20 protein-coding genes and 1 pseudogene are annotated in these 19,769 nt (G+C 71.7%); 8 read left to right on the top strand and 13 right to left on the bottom strand.

Translation table 11 applies throughout. The features are described 5' to 3' along the window. Window positions 1–832: 832 nt before the first annotated feature. Together BUE45_RS12910 and bla are read right to left on the bottom strand one after the other, a co-directional pair. Complete coding sequence (locus BUE45_RS12910) at window positions 833–1,546, bottom strand: DUF6518 family protein (RefSeq protein WP_073379380.1); 714 nt, start codon at window positions 1,544–1,546, stop codon at window positions 833–835. A 263-nt stretch (window positions 1,547–1,809) separates the two neighbouring features. After that, window positions 1,810–2,754 (bottom strand): class A beta-lactamase, encoded by a 945-nt coding sequence (bla, locus tag BUE45_RS12905; protein ID WP_073379378.1) that lies wholly within the window; start codon window positions 2,752–2,754, stop codon window positions 1,810–1,812. 993 nt (window positions 2,755–3,747) lie between these two features. On the opposite strand from bla, the gene BUE45_RS12900 reads away from it, so the two are divergent. The 3 genes from BUE45_RS12900 to BUE45_RS12890 all read left to right on the top strand — a co-directional run bounded on the left by BUE45_RS12900 (window position 3,748) and on the right by BUE45_RS12890 (window position 5,132). After that, window positions 3,748–4,608 (top strand): helix-turn-helix domain-containing protein, encoded by an 861-nt coding sequence (locus BUE45_RS12900; RefSeq protein WP_073379376.1) that lies wholly within the window; start codon window positions 3,748–3,750, stop codon window positions 4,606–4,608. Then, window positions 4,605–4,820 carry a DUF397 domain-containing protein gene (locus BUE45_RS12895; protein ID WP_073379375.1) on the top strand — a complete coding sequence of 72 codons (216 nt, stop codon included), beginning with the start codon at window positions 4,605–4,607 and terminating at the stop codon, window positions 4,818–4,820. The genes BUE45_RS12900 and BUE45_RS12895 overlap by 4 nt, the downstream gene beginning before the upstream one ends. A 78-nt stretch (window positions 4,821–4,898) precedes the next feature. Next, window positions 4,899–5,132 (top strand): hypothetical protein, encoded by a 234-nt coding sequence (locus tag BUE45_RS12890; RefSeq protein WP_073379373.1) that lies wholly within the window; start codon window positions 4,899–4,901, stop codon window positions 5,130–5,132. 50 nt (window positions 5,133–5,182) lie between these two features. Here BUE45_RS12890 and BUE45_RS12885 read toward each other — a convergent pair whose 3' ends face one another. The 6 genes from BUE45_RS12885 to BUE45_RS12860 form a co-directional block, all read right to left on the bottom strand. Then, window positions 5,183–6,283 (bottom strand): methyltransferase domain-containing protein, encoded by a 1,101-nt coding sequence (locus BUE45_RS12885; RefSeq protein WP_245833091.1) that lies wholly within the window; start codon window positions 6,281–6,283, stop codon window positions 5,183–5,185. Further along, window positions 6,283–6,702 carry a hypothetical protein gene (locus tag BUE45_RS12880; protein ID WP_073379371.1) on the bottom strand — a complete coding sequence of 140 codons (420 nt, stop codon included), beginning with the start codon at window positions 6,700–6,702 and terminating at the stop codon, window positions 6,283–6,285. The genes BUE45_RS12885 and BUE45_RS12880 overlap by 1 nt, the downstream gene beginning before the upstream one ends. Window positions 6,703–6,792: 90 nt before the next feature. Beyond that, window positions 6,793–7,641, bottom strand: a complete 849-nt coding sequence (locus BUE45_RS12875) for a helix-turn-helix domain-containing protein (RefSeq protein WP_073379369.1) — start codon at window positions 7,639–7,641, stop codon at window positions 6,793–6,795. Window positions 7,642–7,668: 27 nt separating this feature from the next. Next, on the bottom strand, window positions 7,669–8,196 hold the full coding sequence (locus tag BUE45_RS12870; protein WP_073379367.1) for a DUF6879 family protein: 528 nt from the start codon (window positions 8,194–8,196) through the stop codon (window positions 7,669–7,671). Further along, a complete protein-coding gene (locus BUE45_RS12865; RefSeq protein WP_073379365.1) occupies window positions 8,168–8,413 on the bottom strand; it encodes a hypothetical protein in 246 nt (81 codons plus the stop codon). Before BUE45_RS12865 ends, BUE45_RS12870 begins: the two co-directional genes overlap by 29 nt. A 136-nt stretch (window positions 8,414–8,549) precedes the next feature. Next, a complete protein-coding gene (locus BUE45_RS12860) occupies window positions 8,550–9,545 on the bottom strand; it encodes a LacI family DNA-binding transcriptional regulator (protein WP_073379363.1) in 996 nt (331 codons plus the stop codon). Between the two features lie 224 nt (window positions 9,546–9,769). On the opposite strand from BUE45_RS12860, the gene BUE45_RS12855 reads away from it, so the two are divergent. The 5 genes from BUE45_RS12855 to BUE45_RS12835 all read left to right on the top strand — a co-directional run bounded on the left by BUE45_RS12855 (window position 9,770) and on the right by BUE45_RS12835 (window position 15,371). Then, window positions 9,770–11,053 carry an ABC transporter substrate-binding protein gene (locus tag BUE45_RS12855; protein WP_073379360.1) on the top strand — a complete coding sequence of 428 codons (1,284 nt, stop codon included), beginning with the start codon at window positions 9,770–9,772 and terminating at the stop codon, window positions 11,051–11,053. After that, window positions 11,050–11,994 carry a carbohydrate ABC transporter permease gene (locus BUE45_RS12850; protein ID WP_245833089.1) on the top strand — a complete coding sequence of 315 codons (945 nt, stop codon included), beginning with the start codon at window positions 11,050–11,052 and terminating at the stop codon, window positions 11,992–11,994. The genes BUE45_RS12855 and BUE45_RS12850 overlap by 4 nt, the downstream gene beginning before the upstream one ends. 3 nt (window positions 11,995–11,997) lie before the next feature. After that, window positions 11,998–12,891 carry a carbohydrate ABC transporter permease gene (locus BUE45_RS12845; protein ID WP_073379358.1) on the top strand — a complete coding sequence of 298 codons (894 nt, stop codon included), beginning with the start codon at window positions 11,998–12,000 and terminating at the stop codon, window positions 12,889–12,891. A gap of 62 nt (window positions 12,892–12,953) precedes the next feature. Further along, the gene (locus tag BUE45_RS12840; RefSeq protein ID WP_073379356.1) at window positions 12,954–13,898 is read left to right on the top strand and encodes a nucleoside hydrolase; all 945 of its coding nucleotides are present in this window, start codon (window positions 12,954–12,956) and stop codon (window positions 13,896–13,898) included. Window positions 13,899–14,762: 864 nt separating this feature from the next. Beyond that, window positions 14,763–15,371, top strand: coding sequence for a flavodoxin family protein (locus BUE45_RS12835; RefSeq protein ID WP_073379354.1), 609 nt, complete (start codon window positions 14,763–14,765; stop codon window positions 15,369–15,371). Between the two features lie 154 nt (window positions 15,372–15,525). Here BUE45_RS12835 and BUE45_RS12830 read toward each other — a convergent pair. The 5 genes and pseudogenes from BUE45_RS12830 to BUE45_RS12810 all read right to left on the bottom strand — a co-directional run. Continuing rightward, a pseudogene (locus tag BUE45_RS12830) lies at window positions 15,526–16,047 on the bottom strand (LysE family translocator); the annotation flags it as partial. A gap of 105 nt (window positions 16,048–16,152) precedes the next feature. After that, window positions 16,153–17,157 carry an L-histidine N(alpha)-methyltransferase gene (locus BUE45_RS12825; protein WP_073379574.1) on the bottom strand — a complete coding sequence of 335 codons (1,005 nt, stop codon included), beginning with the start codon at window positions 17,155–17,157 and terminating at the stop codon, window positions 16,153–16,155. Beyond that, entirely contained in the window at window positions 17,154–18,155 is a 1,002-nt protein-coding gene (locus tag BUE45_RS12820; RefSeq protein WP_073379352.1) for an iron-containing redox enzyme family protein, read from the bottom strand. Before BUE45_RS12820 ends, BUE45_RS12825 begins: the two co-directional genes overlap by 4 nt. Continuing rightward, window positions 18,152–18,367, bottom strand: a complete 216-nt coding sequence (locus tag BUE45_RS12815; RefSeq protein ID WP_073379350.1) for a CDGSH iron-sulfur domain-containing protein — start codon at window positions 18,365–18,367, stop codon at window positions 18,152–18,154. The genes BUE45_RS12820 and BUE45_RS12815 overlap by 4 nt, the downstream gene beginning before the upstream one ends. After that, complete coding sequence (locus tag BUE45_RS12810) at window positions 18,360–19,004, bottom strand: HemK2/MTQ2 family protein methyltransferase (RefSeq protein WP_073379572.1); 645 nt, start codon at window positions 19,002–19,004, stop codon at window positions 18,360–18,362. The genes BUE45_RS12815 and BUE45_RS12810 overlap by 8 nt, the downstream gene beginning before the upstream one ends. Window positions 19,005–19,769 lie beyond the last annotated feature (765 nt).

The following is a 19,769-nucleotide window of genomic DNA, read 5'->3' as shown; positions in this document are numbered from 1 at the left end:
ACGCCCTCCGGCTGGGGTCGGGGGCTCCGGGCGGGTGGACAACCCCCGGGGGCGAGGCGGGGAGGGTACGCGCGGCCTTCACCCCCCGTGTCTGCGGAGCCGAGTGCGCCCTCGTCAACCGCCTGGGGTCGGGGTGGCGATTCATGCTCACCGGCTGTGTCCGGGGCCCAGAGAGAGCGCACGTTTCACCCCCTATGGCGTTGGGAGGGCATGGGTGTGCTCTACGTACGGGCCGCTTGTCGCGCCCACCGCCCTTTGCAGGGGGCATTTCTCCCGATCCGGGCGGCCGGGCTGGGATCGCCTCGCTCGACCCAGCCCCGGATGACACCCCCACCACTCCGGACGTGTGCCCAACGTGCAGCACTGAAAATCTGCCGTCCCCCGACTGCGCCGGGGCCAGGTCCACGCTCCGCTGGCCGCCGTTTCCACATGGCCGGGCTTTTGGAGAACTCCGGTCGAGCTCTCACCCCCGCGACCTGGGGTGGTAGCGACACCCTCCGGCTTTGGTCAGGGCCGCGGTCGGCCGACCGGCTGGGGCCGGACTCCTCGGTTCGGAGAAAAACCACCACGGCGGAGGTCGCGGTCCGCTGACCGGCTGGGGCCAAGCGCTCCGACCGGGTGGGAAACCACTGCGGCGCGGATCCCGCATCCAGCCCCGGGCTGGGGCTGGGCGCTCCGGTTCGGAGAAAAACCACCACGGCGCAGGCCGCGCACGCGGGGACGGGCCGCGGAGAGCCCGATGCCGCAGGTCCACACGCGGCACGTGCGCCCCCGACGACGCACCCCCGCACGACGATCCGTTGCCCGAGCACTCCCTCGACCTCCGGCGCGCTCATCCCTGCGCCCGGACCTCCGTGTCGAGAACGGCGATCGCTCCAGCGCTGCTCTCCGCCGCGGCCGGTGCCTCGCCCCCGCTCAGAAAGTGGTTCGCCGTCGCGAAGACCCCGCAGATCGCACCTGCGACCAGGGCCGTGGTCGCGACCGCCGCCAGCACCGGCCGTACCCCGGGGAAACGGCGCACGCACGCCCAGACCAGCAGCACCAGACCGGCGAGGACCGACAGCGTCCAGTACACGGGCGAGGTGCTCTCCAGCACGGTCAGCAGACCGTTCGCGCCGTCCCCCACCAGGATCCCGGCCATGAGGCCGGCACCGGCCGGCGCCCACCGGCTCCGGTGGCGCAGCACGTGCGCGCTCCACCCCAGCAGCGGACCGATCGTGACCGCGGCCGTACCCCAGAACAAGGTGTAGAAGGGCGAGACCCCGAACCCGCGCAGCATGGACGCCAGGTCGTAGCCGAGCACCATGGCCACCAGCGCCAGGACGCCGATCGCCACGCTCACCCGCATGCGGCGGCCGAGCAGGGCCAGCAGGAACGCCGCCAGGCTCCAGGACCCGCCGGAGTTGGCCAGCGAGTTGACGGGGGCGGGCAGCCACCCCTGGGCGAAGGACGTCAGGAACCCGACGGTCAGGGCGCCGGCGAGGGCGATCCCCAGGGCCGGGAGCGGGGATTCCGTCGCAGCCGGGGGCGATGCGGTGTGGTTCATGCCCGTGTCAACGCACCCGGAGCCCGTATCGGTTCGGGACGGGCCGCACTCCGGGGGGCGCGGGTGGCGCCCGCTCCCGGCTCTCCACCGCGTGAGCCCGAGCCCGCGGGGAGAGGCCGGCCCTGCGGAGCCACTCCGACAGGGGCCGCGTGTGAGACCCGTGCGGGGATGGGCGGCCCTCCGCTACCGGGCCCCCGGTCATCGACCTCTCGGCGTTCCGGCCGGCCCAGCGCGCCCCGACGCATCCGCACGGAAAACCGCCCCTACCCGAGCGCCTCGACCGCCAGCGCGGCGGCCTGTGCGACGAGGGCGTCGTCGTACCCCGCGCCCGCCTCGTCGCGGCTGGACATGACCGCCAGGACGACCGGGTCGCCGGCCGGCGGCCACAGCACGCCGATGTCGTGCCGGGTCCCGTAGCCGCACGCACCGGTCTTGTCCCCGACCCGCCACCCCTCGGGGACCCCGGCGCGGATCAGGTCGTCGCCGGTGGTGTTGGCCCGCATCATGGCGACGAGGATGTCGCGCTTCTCCTGGGGGAGGACGTCGCCCAGGGCGAACGCGCGCAGGCTCGCGGCCATCGCGCGCGGGGTGCTGGTGTCGCGCACGTCGCCCGGGACGGCCTCCGCCATCTCCGGCGCGATCCGGTCCACGCGGGTGACGTCGTCGCCGATCCCGCGCAGGGCCTCGCCCAGCCCCTGCGGTCCGCCGAGTTCCTCGAAGAGCAGGTTGGAGGCGGTGTTGTCGCTGTGGCGCAGCGCGGCGTCGCCGATCTCGCGCAGCGTCATGCCGGTGGACACGTGCTCCCGGGTGACGGGGGAGTGGAAGACCAGGTCGGCCTCGGAGTAGGTGACGACACGGTCCAGCTGGTCGAGGGGTGTCCGGTCGAGGACGGCGCCGAAGGCCAGGACCTTGAAGGTGGAGCAGTACGCGAACCGCTCGTCGGCCTGGAACTCGATCGCCAGCCCGGTGCCGGTGTCGAGCGCGTAGACGCCGAGCCGGGTGTCGAACTCCTCCTCCAGGCGGGTGAAATCGGAGTCCAGGAGGAGGGGAGGCGGCGGGTCGGCGGGCCGGGTGGGCGCACCGGTCGCCTGCGCCGGAGCTGCGGGACGGACCGGGGCGCCGGGGGACGAACAACCGGCGAGCGCGGCCAGCAGGATCGGGGCCAGCAGGACCGCCGGTGCGGTGTGTCGGGTCGGGGACCACGGCATCGCGAGACGCCCTCTCCGGTGTGCGGACGTGACCTTGAGAAGTCTCGCCGTCCGCGGGGGTGCTGTCGACGATGCCGGGGCTGGTGGCGCGGCGCGCGGACCTGAGCGGGTGCCCGTCCGTGTGCGTGATTCGGCTCCTGCGGCCGGGTCGGCGCGATGCCCTCCCGCTGTGGCCGGGGATTCCGGGCGGGTGGGCGATTCCCGGTGGTTGGGCCGGGCGGGTATGCGCGGCCTCCGCCCCCTGGTGGCCCGGGGCGGCGGGGCGATCCCCCGGGGGGCGGGGGCGGGGCAGGTGCGCGCGGGCCTCACCCCCGTGTGTCTGGGGAGCCGAGTACGCCCTCGTCAACCCCCTGGGGTCGGGGTGGCGATTCATGCTGACCGGCTGTGCCCGGGGCCCCAAGAGAGCGCACGCTTCACCCCCTACGGCATTGGGAGGGCATGGGTGGGCTCTACGTACGGGCCGCTCCTCGCGCCCACCACCCTTTGCAGGGGGCATTCCTCCCGTCTCAAGGGCTGAGCTGGGATCGCCTCGCTCGACCCAGCCCCGGAACACACCCCCACCACCCCGGACGCGCACCCAACGCACCGGCCCGGAAGTCTGCCGCACCCCGACTGCGCCGGGGCCAGGTCCACGCTCCGCTGGCCGCCGTTTCCACACGGCTGAGCTCTTGGAGAACTCCGGTCGAGCTCTCACCCCCGCAACTTGAGCGGGGAGCGACACCCTCCGGCTGTGGTGGAGGTCGCGGTCCGCCGACCGGCTGTTGCTGGGGTCCCCGGTTGGGTGGAGGACCACGACGGTCCTGACCACTGACACCTGTGCCCGGGTAGGCACTCGGTGGGATACCACCCAAGCAGGACGACCGAGGTGTTTCAAAAACCGGACCACTTACGCCGAGGGCGAGCCGGTCGCCTCAGATCTCACTTCCAGAACTTTCATGAAAGCTATTGAAAGAACTACGCTGCGTACTTATGCTCCTACGTGAAGGAGGGCGCATGGGTGACGCGACCGTTGGGCGGCGACGTCTGGGGATAGATCTCCGCAGGCTGCGTGAACAGCAAGAGATGACGAACGCACAGGTGGCTCGGGAGTCCGGGCTGTCCGAGGCCACACTCAGCCGGATTGAGAACGGTAAGCGGGTCGTCAAACCGAGCGAGCTGCGTGTGCTCATGGACCTGTACAAGGTGACCGATGCGCAACAGCGCGAACGGTTCGCCGCGATGTCGAGGCACACGGCCGAGGAGAACTGGTGGGATGACTACGACGACGTCCTGCCCTCCGGCCTGGGAAGCTACGTCGGTCTGGAGGCGGAGGCCGATCGCCTGCGGAGCTACCACCCGAGCGTCATCCACGCGCTTCTCGCCACTGAGGACTACGCCCGAGCGGTGACACGGGCGACCCTCCCCGCCTCCGGTGTTTCGCAGCAGCACATCGACCGGTTGGTCGAGCTGAAAGTGCAGCGACGACAAGTGCTGGAGCGCAGAAAGCCGCTGCGGTTGTGGGCCATCCTCGACGAGGCCGCCCTTCGCAGGCCCGCCGGAGGTCCGGAAATGATGCGTGCCCAGTTCAGGCACCTGGTGGAGATGGCGGACCGGCCGAACATCACCGTGCAGGTCATGCCGCTGAGCCGAGGACCGCATGTGGGGCTGGTCGGCCCTTTCACCCTGATCGAGTTCGAGAATCCCGATGATCTGGACCACGTCTACGTCGAGTCCCCGGCCGGGAACCTGTTTCTCCAGAAAAAGCCGCTGGTGGCAGAATTCCGGGAGAGGTTCTCCTTGATGAGCGCTTCGGCGCTGGCCCCCGAGGACCTCGAAGCATTCGTCTCCGGCATCGCGAAGGATCTGACCGAATGACTGTTGTCCCCGACCTCTCCGATGCGCGCTGGTTCAAGGCCCGGGCGAGCGAGACCGCCCAGGGCTGCGTGGAGGTGGCGCACCTGGAGGAGGGAACTGTCGTGCGGGACTCCAAGGACCCGCAGGCAGGCGTGCTGTTCTTCACCCCGAACGAGTGGGAGTGCTTCCTTGACGGGGCGCACAAGGGTGAGTTCGCCCGGCCCACTCGGTAACCGAGAAAACCGCCGCCCGGGACGTCATCGAGTTGACGCCCTTGCCGTCCCGGGCGGCGCTGACCGAAGGGAGACCCCTTGGAAGAGGACCGCACCGACGGCACCACACCTGTTTACCACGACGACCCCGGAGCGGAGTTCTTCGAGCTGCGGCTGACGAAGGGCGAGCACAGGGGCAGGGCATTCGCCTGGGGAATGGAGCTTCCCGACGGCTGCACCGTCATCTACAACATCCTGGACCGCTCGATCATCAAGGGGAGCCTGCCGGAGAGCACCGCCCGGCGGTTGCGCGCCGAACTCGTCTGGCTCTAGCGCGTTGCGGGGCCGGTGCTCGCAACAAGCACCGACCCCACCCCGGAGATTCAGTGTGATCTCGGCGGATGTTCCCACACGCCGAGAGAAGCGGAAGTGACACGGCATGTTGCGTCGACCGTGAGCGAGAACTCCTCCAGGCCGGGCATGCCCGCCTCAGACAGTCGACGGTGGGCTTCGTGCAGGCGTTCCGCCAGTGGTGAAGGGCCTCCTCCGGTGGCCGATCCATCCGGCCACAAGTACACCCAGGACCCGTCCGACGCACCGAGGTACACGATCCGCCCGTGGCCGCCGTTGAACGGGCGCACCCCCAGACCGACACGTATCCCCGGAAGCATCAGCATGAGCCGGGTCAGGAGTCCGTGTTCGACCACCTCGCCCGAGGTGAACGGCAGTACAGAGGTCGCCTCCGGCCGACGCCCCAACCCCGGGAAGTCCCCGTCCGGAACGCGCTGGGTGCGGTCGTGCATGAACATCGCGTCGCACACGAACGGGCCGGTGGCCGTCCCGTCCGGGCCCCTGACCAGCGCCGCCACCGGAGTACGCTGCCAGTCCGACGACGCCGCCCACGGGGTGACGACCACCGCGCCCGGTCGGGCCGAAGCGAGCCACTCCGACGGAACGCGGCTGACGGCGCAGGTGGCGATGACGGCGTCGTAGGCGCCGGTCCCGGGCGGCAGCGCGCCGGTGATGAGGCGTACCCCGGTCCCCTCCAAGCGGACTCGCGCGTGGGCCGCCACGTCGGGATCGATCTCCAGGCTCGTCACCTGTCCTGTCGGACCGACCAGAGCGGCCAGCACCGCGGCGTTCCACCCGCTCCCGGTGCCGACCTCCAGGACGTGCATGCCCGGCTCGACCCGTGCCACCGCGATCATGTCCGCCATGAGCTGCGGCGCGGACGACGACGAGCTGGGTTCGTTGCGCGGCCCCGCGCCCCCGTCGTTGGCCTGGATGGTCACCGCGTCCTGCGCGTAGACGATCCGTGCCCACCGCTCCGGGTCTGCGGTGCGGAACAGCGGCAGGCCGGTCGTGCTCGGCCACACCAGGTCGGGGATGAACCGGTGCCGCGGATGGTCCGCGAAAGCCGCGCGGATCGCTTCGGAGGTCTCCAGCGAGCTCACGAGACGCTCGTGCATGTCGTCGAGTGCCACTACTCCACTTCTCCGGTTCCGCCGCAGCCGGGGCAGGTCATGAGGATCTCCTGGTTGTCCCAGTCGTCCTTCGCCTTTCCGTCGTGCTTGGCGACAATGGTGCCGTCACCCCTGCACATGGAGCACTTCTCGGCCATCGAAACCTCACCGGGGAGAGAGGGGAGAAGCCGGTGGTCCGGCTTCGGGAGAAAGGGACGGCCGAAGCGCTGTCCCGGGGACTCCAGTGCGGCCACGAACGCTTCCAGGGTGGATTCGATGATCGTGGGCGCGGTCAGACCCGAGGGGGAGCGGTCGCAGGCCACCCACAAATCACCGTTGTGGTGGATGGTGTACCGGTTTCCGTAGTGCCTGCGCATGGCGGCGAGCGCGGCCACGGCCGGGTCAGCCGGTCTGGTGTCGGGCTCGGGGGTGTCCTGCACGGGTACGTCCGATCTGTGTCCAGGGCTCTGTTCAGGACACTACGGAGTGTGATTCAGAGATGTCCATACTGTTGCACGAGGTTGCACGCATCAGTCGAGTGCTTCGATGGCCGAGGTGATCAGCGCGCGTGCCCCGGATCCGTACACGGCCTGTTTCTGGAGGCGCCCGAACGCCCTGGCGTAGGTCTCCACCTCGGTCGGGGCCTCGATGGTCAGCTCTGCCGTCATGAGTTCCACCTGGACGAAGAGGTCGTCGAATATCAGATACCCCTCCAACGGCCATATGGTGCGGGCAGAGGCGAAGGGAATGATGCCGAGTGAGATGTTCGGCATGGAAATGGAAGCCAGGAGGTGGCCCAACTGGCCAGCCATCGTTTCTGGGTCACCAACGCGGTACAAAAGGGCCGACTCCTCCATCACGATCGCGAAGTGCCGAGGTCCTTGGAGTGCGAAACGCGATCGGTCCATGCGTGATGAGACCGCGGACTGGACATCGTCCGCAAGCCCCCAGAACTCAGAGATTGAGGTGAGCATCGCCGTTGCGTAAGCGGGCGTTTGAAAAAAACCGGGGATGACATCAGGTGAGTAGGCTCGAAAAAGACGTGTCTGCTCATAAAGCGGTACGTATGACTCCTGGATGTGCCGCAGGCCGGAACGTTGGCGTTGCCGCCACTCCACGTACAGTGATTCGGCGTTCCGCGATGCGGCGATGAGGTCGTTCGCCCTGTCCGGTGACCCGCACACGCGGCACCAGGCACTGATGTCAGCATCCGAAGGGGGTGTCTTCCCGTTCTCGATGCGGGAGGATTTTGACTTGTGCCATCCACACCGGTAAGCCAGTTCGGCCCCCGTCAAACCAGCGTCCAGGCGGATTTCCTTCAGCCGCGATGCGACGGATTCACGGGCCGCCTGGGCGCTGGACTCGGAGTAGGAAGGCACGAACTGGATATCCGGTGGTTGGAGGAGTCAGAAGGAGAATTCTGCGTGTGGGACGGCTCGCTCCCAGACTGCTTCAAAAGCCGAGGAGCAGAGCTTCACGACGTCAGGAGCTTCCGTGATCTCCGGTTCGGTGGGGTGTCCGTCACCGGAGAAGTGGTTGACGTACAGAGTCCTGTTGTCGAAGAGCCAGAAATCGTTTCCTGGCAGTGCGATGTCGGTCGCGTTGCGACGTGGTAGCCAGCGTACCTGTTCCCCGGCGATGAGGTTCCCCCGGGTCTCGGCGTACTCGAAAAGGATGTAGTCCGTAGCCGGGACGGACACGATGCGTGCGCGCCGTACCGTCCCGCCCCGGGTCGCCACATCGGAGACAGCCTGGTAAAAGGGCAGCCACCAGGAATCCCGGTCGTCCCAGTCGGTGCCTTCGCCGGTGCGCTTCCACACCTCGAACTCCTCGGCCTCCTCGTCCACGCCGTAGACGTCGCGCATCTCCAGGTGGACCGCTGACCTCTCGCAGGCGTTGATCAGATCAACGATCGTGGGTGCGCTCTGCGTCATCACAGGCCTTTTTTACCATTTCGACCATGTGAGCGGGAACGCGCACGACGGCCTCGTCGTCAGGGATCGTACCGACCCTTCGGCAGGCGGCCAACGTAGATTCGTCAGCCTTCCAACCCTGGATCACGAGATCCGCGCTTTCCTCATCGATGAATACCGTAGGTGAGTTGCCGGTCTTCGACTCGGGGTCCTTGCCGATGAACTTCAACGTCGTCATGGATGCATCTCTCTCGGGTCGGTTGCATCCGGTTGCATGAGCATCCCGTGCCGTCACTCCGTGTGTCAACGCCGTGGCCGTATGCGGACATCGCGGTGCCCGTGCGCCTGGGGCCGGCGGCCGGGGCCGCCTGTGCTCACCCGGGGGCGGGGCCGCCGCTGGAGTCGCGGGCGATGAACTCGAAGCCCAGCACCTCGTGCACGGGCTCCTCCAGCACCGTGCGGTCCGCGAGGATCTCCACGACCCGGCGCGCCATGGCCTCCATGGGCTGCTGCACCGTGGTCAGCGCCGGGATCGACACCAGGCAGTTGCGGGTGCCGTCGAAGCCCACCACGGCGAGGTCGGCGGGGACCGACAGCCCGGACCGGTGGGCGGCGTAGAGCACGCCGAAGGCCTGCTCGTCGGTGGTGCAGTAGACCGCCCGCGGCCGGTCCGGCCCCTGGAGTAGCTCTTGGGCGACCTCGGCCGCGTGGTGGCGGGAGATCTCGGAGCGCACCATCCTGGAGCGCACCCCCGGCGCCCCCGCCACGGCCCGGTCGAACCCGGCCCGGTGCTGGCGGGCGCCGGTGGACTCCACAGGGCCGTTGAGCAGCACCACGCTGCGGTGCCCGTGGGCGAGCAGGTGCTCGGTGGCCCGCTGCGCCGCGGCCTCGTAGTCGATGGTGATGGAGGAGGCCAGCCTCCGGTCCGAGAGGGGGTGCAGCGCGACCACCGGCACCCCCGCGTCGAAGAACTCGCGCAGGTCGGGCTCGTCGCGGACCGAGACCAGGACGACCGAGTCCACCTGGCGGTCGATCAGCGAGCGGGTGTGGCGCCGCTCCTGGTCGGCGGACAGGGCCGAGTCGGCGATCAGCAGCAGGTTCCCCGTGGTGCCCGCGGCGTCCTCGATGGCCCTGGCCAGCTCGGCGAAGTAGGGGTTGCAGATGTCGGGCACGATTAGCCCGATCGACCGCGTCCTGCCGCTGGACAGCGAGCGCGCCAGCGCGTTGGGCCGGTACCCCAGCTCCCGCGCCGCCGCCAGGACCCTCTGCCGGGTCGCGGGGGCCACTCCGCGCGGGCCGTTGTTGAACACGTAGGAGACCACCGCGGTCGAGGTGCCCGCCTTCCGTGCCACGTCCCGCGCCGTCGCCATGCGGTGCCCGTCCCTTCCGATGTCCTGTCCGCGAGCGTATCCGGTTCCCCGCCGCGGGCCCGCCGGGAGCCCGTGCGCAGCACGCCCGCCGCTGACCTTGTCTTTCGCCGCGGAATGATGTTTGCTGTACAAATCTAAGCGCATAGATCGCCGGTTCGCAGGTGGCGTCCTCCGTGTCCGCGAAGCTCCGCCCAGGCCGAACACCGCCCCGAAAGGTCACGTCCATGAGAAAACGACAGCGTGTTCTGGCGTCCGCGGCCGGAGCCGCCACCCTGGCCCTCGTCGCGGCCGCCTGCTCCTCGGGCTCCGAGGGCGGCGTGGACGCGGCGATCCAGTTCCTGGGACCGGAGGACCCCGCCTACTTCGAGCCCCTCATCGAGGCGTTCGAGGCCGAACACGAGGGCCTCACCGTCGAGTACACCCAGGTGCCCTTCGACCAGTACAACAGCACCGTCCAGCAGCGGCTCACCGCGGAGGACGACTCCATCGACGTCTACGCCGTGGACCAGCCGCGCGTGCCCTGGATGGCCGCGCAGGGCCTGCTGGAGGAACTGCCCGAGTACGAGGAGGCCGGCCGCGCCGCCACCACCGAGGGCCAGTACTCCACCGGCATCCACGACGGCAGGCTCTGGGCGCTGCCGGTCTGGAACTCCACCCAGATGATGTTCGTCAACCAGGACGCCCTGGACGAGGCCGGGGTCGAGGCCCCGGGCACCGACCCCGCCGACCGCTGGACCTGGGAGCGGACGGTGGAGGCCGCCGAGGCGGCCCAGGACGCCGGGACCGAGTGGGGCCTGCTCATGGAGCAGACCGAGTACTACTACCAGCTCCAGCCCCTGGCGGAGTCGCTCGGCGGCGGCAGCGGCGTGGTCGGCGACGACATGCTCGAACAGGACGTGTCCAACGCCGAGTGGGTGCAGGCCATGGAGTGGTACGGCGCGACCTTCGAGGACGGGCTCTCCCCGCGCGGCGTCGGCTCCTTCGAGACCAGCCCGCTCTTCGCCTCCGGCGACGTCGCCTTCTTCGTCGGCGGCCCCTGGGACCTGGGCGTGTTCGCCGACTCCGACGTCGACTGGACCGTCGCCCCCCTGCCCTACTTCGAGGGGGGAGAGCAGGTCACCCCCTCCGGCTCCTGGTCCTGGGGGATCAACCCCGCCTCCCCGAACAAGGACGGCGCGAAGGCCTTCCTGGAGTTCGCCGCCATCGACCCCGAGGGCAACCTCGCCAGCACCGAGCGCCAGACCATCATCCCCGCCAACACCGAGGCGGCCGCCGCCTACCTGCCGCGCGTGGACGAACTCGCCGGTGAGCGCAGCGCCGGAGCCGCCGACCTCATCGCCCACGAGGTGGAGAACACCGCGGTCGTGCGCCCGGTCAGCGTCGGATACGCCCAGTTCGAGGAGGTCATGAACACGGCCTTCGCCGACATCCGCAACGGCTCCGACCCCGGGCCGCGTCTGGAGCAGGCCGGCGGTCAGGTCGAGGCCGCCTGGGAACCGCTGCGATGAGCACCGCCCCCGCGGCGACCGGGAGCGGCGGGCGCGCCACGGCCGCCCGCCCCCGGGCGGCCCGCTACCTCCGGCCCTGGTGGCGCGGGCGCACCGCCGTCGCACTGGCCTTCCTGCTGCCCTCGCTGGTGGCACTGACCCTGCTGCGGCTGCTGCCCGGGGCCAGCGCGGTGTGGGGGAGCCTGCACCACACGTCCCTGCTGTCGGGGGAGGCGTTCGTCGGCCTGGCCAACTACGCCGACCTCTTCGCCAACGCCGACTTCCGCAACGCGCTCGGCGTGACCCTGCTCTTCACCCTCGTCGTCAACCCCCTCCAGGTCGCCGTCTCCGTCGGCCTGGCCGTCCTCTACACGCGGCGGCGCATGGCCGGCGGCAAGGTGTGGCGGGCGCTGGTGATCCTGCCGGTCGCCACCCCGCCCGCCGTCTCCGCCGTGATCTGGAGCGTGATCTTCCGGCCCGAGGGGGGCCTGGCCAACGCGCTGCTGGCGGCCGTCGGACTGCCCCCGCAGGGGTACCTGACCTCGCCCGACCAGGCGCTGGCCTCCATCATCGTCCTGCTGTCGTGGATCGGCGTCGGCTACTGGATGCTCTTCCTCATCGCCGGCATCAACGACATCCCCGCCGAGCTGTACGAGGCGGCCGAGCTGGACGGCGCCTCGCCGCTGCGCGCCTTCCTCCACGTCACGCTGCCGATGCTGCGCAGGCCCCTGTCGTTCGTCCTGGTGGCGGCGACCGTGTCGAACCTGCTGGTGTTCGCTCCGGTGCAGATCCTCACCGGCGGCGGCCCGGAGGGCTCCACCAACCTCCTCATGTTCGACATCTACAACCGCGCCTACGCCCTCGGGGACATGGGGCGCGCCCAGGCGGAGGTGGTCGTGCTGGTGGCCGTCACCATCGTGATCGTCGCGGTGCAGTTCCGCATGCTGCGAAGTGAGGACTGAGCGATGCCGAACACCGCCTCCGACGCCCCGGCCCGCACGGCCGGGCCCCGCCCCGCGGGCCGACGGGGCCGCCCGCCGCTGCGCAGGGTCCTGCTCGGCGCCGCCGGCGCGGCCGTGGGCCTGGCCTTCGTGCTGCCGCTGGTGTGGGTGCTGACCAACTCGCTGCGGCCCAGCGCGGACACCTTCCGCTTCCTCTCGCCCGTGGGGTGGGAGACCTTCCTGACCCTGACGCCGGTCCTGGACAACTACGCTGCGCTGGCGGGCACCAGCCTGGGGCGCGGCATCCTGAACTCGCTGCTGATCAGCGCCGTCACCGTCGTCGCCGGCCTGGCCCTGTGCGCCACCGCGGCGTTCGGGCTCTCGGCGCTGCGGTTCCGCGGCCACCGGGCCGTGTTCGCGGTGATCGTCGTCAGCTTCCTCATCCCCTTCGACGCGATCGCCATCCCGCTCGCCGACCTGTTCCGCGACTGGAACCTCCAGAACACCTACACCGGGCTGATCCTGCCCGGGCTCGGCAACGGCATGGCGATCTTCCTGCTGCGCAACTTCTTCCTCGCCATCCCGGAGGAACTGGTCGAGGCGGGCCGTCTGGACGGCCTGACCTGGTGGGGCGTGTTCTGGCGCATCTACCTGCCGCTGTCGCGGCCGGCCCTGATGGGGGCGGGGCTGATGCTCTTCCTGTTCCAGTGGCAGGCCTACGTGTGGCCGCTGCTCATGGGCACCGACGCCGACCACGTGGTCGGCCCGGTCGCGCTGGCCGCCATGCAGGGCCAGTTCAACGTGGACTACGGGCTCATGTTCGCCGGGTCCGTGATGCTCATCCTGGTGCCGCTGGTCATCATCCTCGCCCTGCAGAAGTACTTCGTCCAGTCGGTCTCGACCGCGGGCCTCAAGTGAGCCCGACCCCGTCCGGGAGGTCGACCGACCGCGCCCGGACCCCCTACCCGAAGGAGCGTTCCATGACCGCCGGCCCCGCCGCGCCCGACACCCGCGCCGTCATCCTGGACACCGACATCGGCACGGACGTGGACGACGCGATGGCGCTGTCCCTCATCCTCGGGCTCCCCGGCCTGGACCTGCTGGGCGTCACCACCGTCTACGGGGACACGGGGCTGCGGGCGCGGCTGGCGCGCCGGTACGCGGCGCTGGCCGGGCGCGACCTGCCCGTCCGCGCGGGGGCCGGGGCCACGCTCTCGGGCCGCGAGGTCTGGTGGGCGGGGCACGAGGGGACCCTGCACCCCGGGCTGGAGGAGGAATCCTACGAGGCGGAGCCGGCCGTGGAGTGGATGACCCGCACCGTTGCCGCGCGGCCCGGGGAGGTCGACGTCCTGGCGGTCGGCCCGCTCACCAACATCGCCCTGGCGCTGGAGGCCGACCCCTCGTTCGCGGAGAACGTGCGGACGCTGTGGGTGATGGGCGGCGCGTTCGGCGACGTCGAGCGCACCGAGCACAACTTCCGCAGTGACGCCACCGCCGCGGCCCGGGTGTTCGCCTCCGGGCTGCGCACCGTGGTCGTGGGCCTGGAGGTCACCCGCAGGGTGAAGGTCGGTGACGCGGAGCTGGACCGCCTCAGGGCGGCCGGGCCGCTGGGGGAGGCGCTGGCCGCCGACATCGACCAGTGGTGGAAGTTCTGGGACGAGCAGTGGAACGTGCCCCACGACCCGGTCGCGGTGCTCACCCTGGCCCGGCCGGACCTGTTCACGCTCTCCGGGCCGGGGACGGTGCGGATCGCCCCGGACGGCGAGTTCGCCGGGGAGAGCACCTTCGAGCCGGGCGGTCCGCAGGGCCGCACCCACCTCGTGCGCGGGCTGGAGGCGGACGCGGTGGTGGAGGAGATGGTCGGCGGGATCGTCTCGGCCGGCACCTCTCCCGACCACGGCACCCGCCCACAGCCGTCGAGGTGACCGGAGCCTGCGCCATAGCGACTTCCCCCGAAGCGCCTGACCACAGCACGGAGCCGGTCCGCGGCTGCGCCGCAGTGGTTTCCCACCCCACCGGAGCGCCCGGCCCCTGCCGGTCAGGTGGCCGCGACCTCGGCCATAGCCGGAGGGTGTCGCTCCCACCTCGGGTCGCGGGGGTGAGAGCTCGACCGGAGTTCTCCGAAAGCTCAGCCGCTTGGGGTGGGCGGCCAGCGGAGCGTGGACCTGGCCCCGGCGCGGTCGGCGGGCGGCAGATTTTCAGTGGGAAGCGTTGGGCGCACGTCGTCAGTGGTGGGGGTGTGTTCCGGGGCTGGGTCGAGCGAGGCGATCCCACCCCAGCCCTTGAGACGGGAGGAATGCCCCCTGCAAAGGATCAGGCGCGCGACAAGCGGCCCGTACGTAGAGCCCACCCATGCCCTCCCAACGCCGTAGGGGGTGAAGCGTGCGCTGTCTCTGGGCCTGAGGCACAGCCGGTCAGCATGAATCGCCACCCCGACCCCAGGGGGTTGACGAGGGCGTACTCAGCTCCGCGAACCCCTGGGGGTGAAGGCCGCGAGTACCCTCCCCGCCCAGCCAGTGGGGGTTGTCCACCCGCCCGGAGCCCCCGACCCCAGCCGGAGGGCATCGCTCCCTCCGCGAACACACGGGGGTGAAGGCCACGCGTACACTTCCCACCCCGCCCCCGGGGGCCGTCCACCCGCCCGGAGCCCCCGACCGCAGCCGGAGGACACCGCTTCTCGGAACCCCGACCCCAATCACCCCCTCCACCCCCACCCCCTCTTCACCCCCTCCACCAAAAATGACCCCCCGTATACGGTGGAACACGGATCCCCGGGTAGTCGCCCCGGCATGGACTCCTTGAACGCTCTGGCACTCGTGTGCAGCCTCAAACCCTCGCCCGCCCCGTCGAGCAGCGAACTCATGGCCCGGCAGGTCCTGGACGCCCTCGCCGGTCACGGCGTCGGCGGCGACCTGGTCCGGGTCGTCGACTTCGACGTCCGCCCCGGGGTCGAGCCCGACATGGGCGACGGCGACGCCTGGCCGGACATCCGGCGGCGCATCCTCGCCGCGGACATCCTGGTGGTGTCGACGCCCACCTGGGTCGGCCACATGTCCAGCGTCGCCCAGCGCGTCCTGGAGCGCCTGGACGCCGAGCTGTCCGAGACCGACGACCAGGGGCGGCCGGGCATGTTCGGCAAGGTCGCCGTGACGGCGGTGGTCGGCAACGAGGACGGCGCCCACAAGATCACCGCGGACCTGTTCCAGGCGCTCGGCGACACCGGTTTCACCATCCCGGCGCAGGGCGGCACCTACTGGAACAACGAGGCGATGAACCCCAAGGACTACATCGACCTGGAGGAGACGCCGGAGGCGGTGGCCTCCACGACCGCGACCCTGGCCCGCAACGCGGCCCACCTGTCCCGGCTCCTGCGGGAGAAGCCCTACCCGGCGCCCTGACCGGAACCGCGAGGCCACGGCCCGGGGGCGGGGAACCCCGCCCCCGGGCCCGCGCGTTCACCGGCGCGACAGGCCGGCCAGGGCCAGAGGCCCCGCCGAACGCGACCAGCGCGCCCCCGGACGCCCGGTCCAGCCTGCGCAGGGTCGCCGGCCGCAGGCCGCGGGCGGCCAGCACGCGGCCCGAGGCCGCCCACACCAGTGCCGTGGCCGCTTCGCACACCGTGTACAGCACGCCCAGGGCGAGCAGCTGCACCCCGGCCGGAGCGCCCCTGGGCAGGACGAACGGCGGCAGGAACGCCGTGAACAGCAGGAGCGCCTTGGGGTTGGCGGCGGCAGTGACGAATTCCTGCGCCGCCAGCCGTCGCACCGGGACGGCCGCCGGGCTTCCGGCCCCCTCTTCCCCGGCCCCCTCCTCCCGCGTCCGGCCCGTCGCGGGGCGGGCCGACCACACGATCCAGGACCCGAGCCCGACCATGACGGCCGCCCCGGCCAGGCGCAGGACTTCGAATGCGGCCTGCGAGGCGTGCAGGAGGGCGCCCAGCCCGGTGGTCACCACGCCCAGCATCAGGGCGAAGGCGAGGAAGCGTCCCGCGAGTGCGGTCGCCGCGGGGCGCAGCCCCCGCCGCAGCCCGTTGCGGAAGGCCAGCAGGTTGTTGGCGCCCGGCGCCGCCGCCACCGCCAGGGCCGCGGGGACGAAGACCGCGAGCTGCGCCGAGGAGAGCACCGGGTCAGGCCCCGCCGCGGACGCGGCGGCCCCGCGCCCCGGCCGGTCCGGAGCCGTTCACCCGTCCCCCCGCCGGCGGAAGAGGAAGATCCCGTACCCGGCGTCCTCGTCCAGCCACCGGGCCTGGAGGTCGAAGCCGTGCGCCCCCACCTCCCGGGCCAGGCCGTGCTCGTCGAACTTCACCGAGTACCCCACGTTGAGGAACCCCCCGCGCGGCACGCGCACGGTCACCCCCAGGCCGGGCACGGGCACCGCCCGGTCGGCGCGGGCGACCAGCCGCCCCTCCACCGTGGAGGTGTCGGCGTTGTAGCGGGCCCGCGGGACGAAGTCGTCGAGCGCGAACTCCGCGCCGTACAGGTCGTTGAGCCGGGTCAGGTAGTTGAGCCGGAAGCCCGCGAACGCCGCGTCCCCGGGCGGGTCGTTGTAGCAGGCCTCCAGGGTCTCGCGGTCCTTGTCCAGGTCGGCGGAGACCAGGAAGGCGTCGCCCGGGCCCAGGCTGCGGGCGATCTCGCGCAGCAGCCCGCCGCGCTCCTCCCGCACGGCGTTGCCGAAGGTGCTGCCCAGGAAGACGACCGCGAGGGGCCCGCCCGCGTGGGCGCGCAGCCAGTCCAGGCCGTCCTCGTAGCGGCCCCACAGGCCCGTGACCTCCAGGCCGTCCAGCTCCGCGCACAGGGCGGCGCCGCTGGAGGCCAGCATGGACCGGTCGACGTCGATCGGCAGGTAGGAGGTGGGGCGCAGGCGCAGGCAGCCCTCCAGCAGCAGCCGGGTCTTCTTGGCGCTCCCGCTGCCCAGCTCGACGATCCGCCCGCAGCCGAGCAGTTCCGCCACCTCGGCGGAGTGGCGTTCCAGCAGGGCGCGCTCCACCCGTGTCAGGTAGTACGCGGGCAGCTCGGTGATCCGCTCGAACAGCAGCGAGCCGGCCTCGTCGTAGCCGAGCCAGGGCGGCAGCCCGGGCGGGGTCCGGCCCAGGTGGTCGCGCACGACCTCCTCCTCCGGCACGGCGTCGCCCCGGTCCGCCACCGGGAGGATGCGGGTGCGCGCCCGCGGCCCGGGCCCCGTCACGGCCCGCCCGTTCCCGCCGGGCCGCACAGGGCCGACTCCCCGCGGCCCCAGCGGTCCAGCATCCGCTCCTCCGAACGCCCGGCCAGCAGCACGGCGGCGCGGATGCCGAACACGATGCCGGGTGCCAGATCCGGTTCGGCCTCCAGCAGCGGCGCGATGACCCCGCGCCGCAGCAGCTGCTCGTGCACCGCGTCGGCTTCGACGTGCTCGGCGTAGAACCGGACGGCGGCCGGGCCGCAGCCCAGCCTGCGCATGGCCCTGACCATCCGGTCCGACCCCGGCGAGGAGGTCAGCTCGACGGTGGCGAACTGTCCGACGAGCGCCGCGCGCAGCCCCCGGTGGAGCCCGCACAGCGACATGAAATTGACCTCGGCGAGCATCTCGGCGTGCGCGGAGTCCAGGTAGGCGCCGTAGGAGTCGGACAGGCCGAGTTCGGCCATCATGTCCGCGAAGAGCCGGGAGTGCGCCCGCGTCGGGTCGCCGGCGCCGTACTCGTCGTGCTGCACGGTGACCAGGGCGGCCTTGGCGGGGCCGTCCAGGCGCGGGATGACGAAGGACTGCGGGTCGGCCTCCTTGAGGTGGTAGAGCGACCGGAGCGCGACGTACTCGCGCAGCTGCCACAGCTCGCCGTCGCGGCGCAGGTGGTGGGAGACGCCGGCCGCGTCGACGTGCTCGACCAGGAGCCCGTCGAGTTCGGCCCGCACGTCCGCGCCCCCGGGCACGTCCCGGCGCAGGGCGCCGAGGAAGGCGTCCTCCAGCCGGGCGCGCAGCGTCAGCAGCGCGGGGTCCCACTCCCGTGCGGCGTCGACCCCGGCGAACCCGCGGTAGTGCAGCTCGTAGCAGCAGTACAGGGCCAGCTGGAGGTCCTCGCCGTAGGGCGCGGCGCCGTCCGGGTCGGGCAGGTCGGCCCGGTCACCGCGCAGCGCGGCCAGCACGGCCGCGGACACCGGGCCGCGGGGTGCCGGAAGCGCGGGTGCCCGCGTCATCGTCGTCGTCACGTGTCGTCCTCCTTCTCCCGGCGGTCGCGTACGCGGCGCCGGTGACTGGTGTCGCAGAACGGGCTGCGCCTGCTGCGGCCGCACGTGCAGAGCGCCGTCACCGCCCGGTCCCCGGGCACGCGCGTGCCGTCGGGCATCTCCACGTCGACCGGCCCGTAGATGAGGACCGGCCCCTCGCCGGTGACGACGACCCGGCGGCGGTCGTCATCCATGGCGGGCCTCGATGACCACGAGTTCCTCCTCCACTTGGCCGGGGGCGAGCAGCCCGCGCTCGCGCAGCTCGCGCACGCGCGAGCGCAGCACCGGGCCGAACGGGATGCGGCCCCGAGCCAGGACCGCGGGCACCAGGCCGGCCGCGTCCAGCCGGTCCAGGGTGGCGTGCTCGTCGGCGAGCCCGGACTGCACCAGCAGCAGGGCGCCGCCCTCGTTGAGGACCCCGGGTGCCCCGGCGCAGATGCGGTCCAGCAGGATGCGCCCGTCGGGGCCCGCGTCCCAGCACCGCGCCATCCGGTGGCGGGGCGGGCGCGGGGCGGCGGCGGGCACGTAGGGCGGGTTGGCGAGCACGAGGTCGAAGCGGCGCGGCCCCACGGGGGCGAACAGGTCGCCCCGCCGGACCGTGGCCGGGACGCCGTGCAGCCGGCTGTTGAGCCAGCTCGTCATCACCGAGCGCAGCGACAGGTCGACCGAGGTGAGGCTGGCCGCGCCCGCGCGGACGGCCTCGATGCCCAGCGCCCCGGTGCCCGACCCGACGTCCAGGACCGAGCGCCCGGCGACCCCGCCGCGCCGGCGGAGCACGGTGCGGAGCAGCGACGTGTCATGCTGTGCCCGGTAGACACCGGGGAGCCTCATGAGCAGCATGGGACGTCCACTACCCGGGCCCGGCTCCGGCCAATCCCGGGGCGGGGGCACGGCGCTTCCCCGGCGGACCGGGGTGCCCGGCCTGCGCCACGTGGTCTTCCGCCCGGTCGGGGCACCGGGCCGTGGCCCGGGGATGGACTGGGGCCTGCGCCGTGGTGGTTTTCCTTCTGACCGGGGCGCCGGCCTACAGATCCCGGGGCTGGACGAGGGGTTGCGCCGTGGTGGTTTTTCTCCGAACCGGAGCGCCCGGCCCCCGCCGGTCGGCGGACCGGGGCCCTGCGCCACATGGTTTTCCACCCGACCGGGACGCCCGGCCCCAGCCGGAGGGTGTCGCTCCCCGCTCAGGTCGTGGGGGTGAGAGCTCGACCGGAGTTCTCCGAAAGCTCAGCCGCTTGGAGACGGCGGCCAGCGGAGCGTGGACCTGGCCCCGGCGCAGTCGGCGGGCGGCAGACTTCCGGGGCGGTGCGTTGGATGCGCGTCGTCAGTGGCGGGGGTGTCGTCCGGGGCCGGGTCGAGCGAGGCGATCCCACCTCAGCTGCCCGGATCGGGAGGAATGCCCCCTGCAAAGGACCAGGCGCGCGACAAGCGGCCCGAACGTAGAGCCCACCCATGCCCTCCCAATGCCGTAGGGGGTGAAGCGTGCGCTGTCTCTGGGCCCCGGGCACAGCCGGTGAGCATGAATCGCCACCCCGACCCCAGGGGGTTTCGGTAGGCGTACTCGGCTCCGCGAACCCCTGGGGGTGAAGGCCGCGCGCC

This window comes from Nocardiopsis flavescens, from assembly GCF_900141985.1.
Taxonomy (GTDB): domain Bacteria; phylum Actinomycetota; class Actinomycetes; order Streptosporangiales; family Streptosporangiaceae; genus Nocardiopsis; species Nocardiopsis flavescens.
This window is presented reverse-complemented; position numbering and strand designations above follow the sequence as displayed.